5 protein-coding genes and 1 pseudogene are annotated in these 3,810 nt (G+C 43.6%); 2 read left to right on the forward strand and 4 right to left on the reverse strand.

Translation table 11 applies throughout. The annotated features are described in order from the left end of the window. Window positions 1-152 precede the first annotated feature (152 nt). Window positions 153-542 carry a DNA-directed RNA polymerase subunit alpha C-terminal domain-containing protein gene (locus tag PAT3040_RS13815; protein ID WP_087567842.1) on the reverse strand — a complete coding sequence of 130 codons (390 nt, stop codon included), beginning with the start codon at window positions 540-542 and terminating at the stop codon, window positions 153-155. A gap of 202 nt (window positions 543-744) precedes the next feature. Between PAT3040_RS13815 and PAT3040_RS13820 the strand changes: the two genes are divergently transcribed. Together PAT3040_RS13820 and PAT3040_RS36350 are read left to right on the forward strand one after the other, a co-directional pair. Then, window positions 745-1,221: a ferritin family protein gene (locus tag PAT3040_RS13820; protein ID WP_108993160.1), complete on the forward strand. Its 477-nt coding sequence runs from the start codon at window positions 745-747 to the stop codon at window positions 1,219-1,221. 434 nt (window positions 1,222-1,655) lie between these two features. After that, the gene (locus tag PAT3040_RS36350; RefSeq protein WP_146200427.1) at window positions 1,656-2,042 is read left to right on the forward strand and encodes a CBO0543 family protein; all 387 of its coding nucleotides are present in this window, start codon (window positions 1,656-1,658) and stop codon (window positions 2,040-2,042) included. 164 nt (window positions 2,043-2,206) lie between these two features. On the opposite strand, the gene PAT3040_RS37020 is transcribed toward PAT3040_RS36350, so the two are convergent. The 3 genes and pseudogenes from PAT3040_RS37020 to PAT3040_RS38035 form a co-directional block, all read right to left on the reverse strand. Next, window positions 2,207-2,347 (reverse strand): hypothetical protein, encoded by a 141-nt coding sequence (locus PAT3040_RS37020; RefSeq protein WP_179215512.1) that lies wholly within the window; start codon window positions 2,345-2,347, stop codon window positions 2,207-2,209. 530 nt (window positions 2,348-2,877) lie between these two features. Beyond that, the gene (locus tag PAT3040_RS38030; RefSeq protein ID WP_219930282.1) at window positions 2,878-3,351 is read right to left on the reverse strand and encodes a hypothetical protein; all 474 of its coding nucleotides are present in this window, start codon (window positions 3,349-3,351) and stop codon (window positions 2,878-2,880) included. Beyond that, window positions 3,348-3,810: pseudogene (locus tag PAT3040_RS38035) on the reverse strand (hypothetical protein); the annotation flags it as partial. The gene PAT3040_RS38030 and the pseudogene PAT3040_RS38035, both read right to left, overlap by 4 nt.

Raw genomic sequence — 3,810 nt, forward strand, 5'->3', positions numbered from 1 at the left:
CAATCAATAGGGGCGTTTCTCCTCTCCCATGAAAAGGGCGTCCCGAAAGGGGCGCCCGATTTTTGTTGATTTTATGCGGTTTGCGGCCCGCCTGTGGTATTTTGAACGTTTTGGGATCTAGTTGGGATCTAGGCTGGACGGCGTTAAATTCATCAATCATGAGCGTCTTTTATATTCATTGTCCTTCTCAAATAGCGTTCTTTTAATCTGGCGATTGGATCGGGTTTTAATTTCGGCTTCGGAATCATTGGTTCGATCATTTGTATTTGATCCGATCCAGCAGCCCTAGAAAGTAATCCATGAACTAATTTGTAACTGTTCGGACCCAACCCGCGAATATTAATCAAGTCATAGTCGTTAGAATTCAGCAAGCTTCCAAGTGTGACTATCCCTGACTTTCTTAGCGCATTGACTATACGGACGAACAACTGGCTATCATCTTGTTCCATCAAAAATTGCTCAAGCGTTCTGATATCGTATTCATAGTATTCATCGGCTATAAGATGTATTTCCCGTAATGGCCGTTCCTCACTCTTCCCCATCCTCTTCACCCTTTAACTTGATGTCTTGTCATAAGTGTAGTTCGGGTGTTTGAACAATATCTATACAGTTAATTGTTAAAATACTTGCGATTCCGTAAGTGATCACCATTTCGGCAAAATGGAGCGTCCTCGATAATCACATACTGGGCTTAGGTGCATATAATTGAGTGTATAAATACTTCCATTTCTGGAGGCTACACTCATGCATATGGTTTATTCATATTGGTTTAGATCACAATTCATTCCCGTTTGGGCTACTTCAACACAAGATGCACTTGAATTAATGAGGAATGCCATACAAGGTGAACGAAATGATGAACTTTTTTATGACCAACTCATTAAACTTGCTCCGAACCAAGCACAAGCGGAAGTTATTAGTTCTATTCGGAACGATGAAAGAGGACATAATCAAATGTTTCGACAAATGTATAGGGAACTAACAGGACATGAAGTGATGGGAACTAGCAATGAAGTCTCGGAGAATGTTAATTCTTATATTGCCGGGTTGCAAAAAGCCTTCCAAGGTGAATTATCAGCAGTTGAAAAATATCGAAAGATATGGTTCGGCCTTCCTTATGGCATTTACAAGGATACTTTGTATGGAATTATTCTTGATGAGCAAAAACATGCGGATAAATATAATAATTTGTTGCTACACAACTTAGCTGCAAATCAGTAATAATTACTTGTAAACGGTTCTTCATTTAGCTCCCTCAAACTGTTAACTGAAACAATACTCATGATTATTCGTCAAGATAAGTAGTTTTTCCGTATGAATGATGAACAGCGGTGGTCCAATTGGACGGAGTCGCCCATACATTAATGTTTGTCGTAGCATATTCTGTTAAAGTATCCACTACACCTATAGGGGCTCGCTAACTTAATGTTAGTGGGCCCTTATTCTTTCATTCTACGCAATATGGATCGAATCCGTTATCGTCAAACAGTGCAACATTTTTAGATCAAGAATAGAAAACGAAAGATGAGCCTAGACTGGAGAGTAAATACTTATATAGGAGTGACTAAATCCTGTTTAACAATATCCTTTTTGGTTTTATCATTCCCTGGGTATTCGTCAGTCCACTGGTTATTAGGCAGCCGCGATTATTCATTGTGATAAGCCCAATTACCGCAGTTATTTCGATTTTCATAAATGCCGTAGGCTTCTATTTTGACTTTTGGCACTACAAACCTGAATTCCAAAAAATCGAAACCATTTCTGCCATGCCTTTGGATGTGGGTTTATTCGCAGTGCTGGGAGCTTTATTGATTTACACTTCAATAAGAAAACCTTTTGGGGTTCATCCTATCGTCACTTTACTGGTATTCAGTTTACTTACTACTTTGATGGAATTTATCGCTTTGAAATATGACTTAGTGACATACAGCAATGGTTGGAATATAGGATGGACTTTTATTTCATATTCCATTGCATATCTTCTAGTTATCACTGCTTGGAGAGTTGTTCGAATCAAAATTGAACTACTTGCGGATCATTAAACGTTCCAACCCTTTGGTTTCGTCGAACAACTAAAACCGCGTAATATCAAGCATTCATCAACTCTAATACCCACTTTAGCTCCATACAAAAAACGTGAAGTGCCGGGACATATGCAGTAAAGCAAGAAAGCCCGCTAAACCAATCAAGGTCAGCGGGCTTACTATTAGGTGGACGGCTTGTTGATCGTCTTTGGCTGCCTGTTCTTAGCCTGCGGCGTAATGTCGCCGGTCAACCCTTTTTGATTGCGCTCTTTCTGAGTTTTTTCCATCAGAGAGCTGCTATCGCCATATTGCTGCTCGGACATTTGTCTTCGCCTCCACTCACGCTGGATGCCTCCGCCGGAATGGATGCTGCGCGGAGGCTCAAGCCGTATTATGCTCGTTATCAGGTTGCGCTATGTGCCAGCAACTTACTTGCCTAATCTTCTATTTTATTCCTTACCATCGTTCTTCCCATTGCAATTCGATTCCCCTTCCACTTTGTTCCGCTGATCATGCCCGCCTTTATTTAATGACACGCAATAACAAATAAATTCATGTCCGCTTTTCCCTCCGAAGCTGCCGGAGTCTTTGCATAATATACATTCGTAATTCATCTATATACCCCTCATCTAATTTTAAATTCAAGTGTACGAACCGCGTTGTTGTTCACCACTATTGTTGAGTACCCAATTAACGGGGATTTTAAACACTTCAGTCCAGTTGTCTACATAAAAAAGCGCTAATAATGGCATTCCTCTATCGCATCTCCCAACAAAAAATAAAATAGCCGCATGAATTTTACCATGCGACTCAACGGATTGTGATAGTACTTTGTCTGATAAGATTTCATTCTCTACACAGATGTTGAAATGTAGACAGAATAAACTGCGTTCTGAGTGACGTTCATGTTCAAGAATACAGAAATAGCATCGTTTCTTGTTACGGGATTACCTGGAATATTACTGGTCCAAGTCACGGTAGCGCTAGGTGTAACAACATATGCCGCACCATTCGAGATTCGCACGGGTTGCGCCCCGACATCGGTTGGTCTGATTGAGAAAATAATTGTTCCAGTCAATACGGCCGTAGTTGTCAAAGTAATCGTAGATATAAAATTAGCAGGTAACGGCGCAGCTGCATTATTAATAACGTCAAAACAAACTCGGAAAAGATAAACGTCAGCAGGTAAATTATTAACAGAAATCGAACTCGAAAATGCAACTACGCTGCCGTCTGCGGCATCAACATAGGGAATTGCATTAGAAAGCGCCCCTGGCGATCCAGCAATACGCTGGAAACCAGCATTATTACCTCCAAAGTTAATCACTTTCGTAAAAAACGTTGGCTCTGGGCCAGTAGCACCTGTCGCTCCGTCTGCTCCTGTTGCACCCGTTGGGCCTGTCGGACCTGTTGCCCCATCGGCACCAGTTGCTCCGTCTGCCCCTGTTGCTCCAGTTGCGCCTGCTGTGCCTGTAGCACCGTCTGCTCCCGTTGGGCCTGTCGGACCTGTTGCTCCGTCTGCTCCTGTTGCTCCAGTTGCGCCTGCTGTGCCTGTAGCACCGTCTGCTCCAGTTGGGCCTGTCGGACCCGTTGCCCCACCCGCTCCCGTAGCACCCGTTGCTCCGTCTGCTCCAGTTGCGCCTGCCGTGCCTGTAGCACCGTCTGCTCCCGTTGGGCCTGTCGGACCCGTTGCCCCATCCGCTCCCGTAGCACCCGTTGCTCCGTCTGCTCCAGTTGCACCTGCTGCTCCTGTCGAGCCTGTCGCACCGTCTGCTCCCGTTGGGCC

This window comes from Paenibacillus agaridevorans, from assembly GCF_003112455.1.
Lineage (GTDB): Bacteria > Bacillota > Bacilli > Paenibacillales > Paenibacillaceae > Pristimantibacillus > Pristimantibacillus agaridevorans.

Bases quoted from the DNA above. Each gene is read 5' to 3' on its own strand.
- PAT3040_RS13820 (WP_108993160.1), top strand. From the start codon at position 745: ATGCATATGGTTTATTCATATTGGTTTAGATCACAATTCATTCCCGTT.
- PAT3040_RS37020 (WP_179215512.1), bottom strand. From the start codon at position 2,347: ATGTCCGAGCAGCAATATGGCGATAGCAGCTCTCTGATGGAAAAAACT.
- PAT3040_RS13815 (WP_087567842.1), bottom strand. From the start codon at position 542: ATGGGGAAGAGTGAGGAACGGCCATTACGGGAAATACATCTTATAGCC.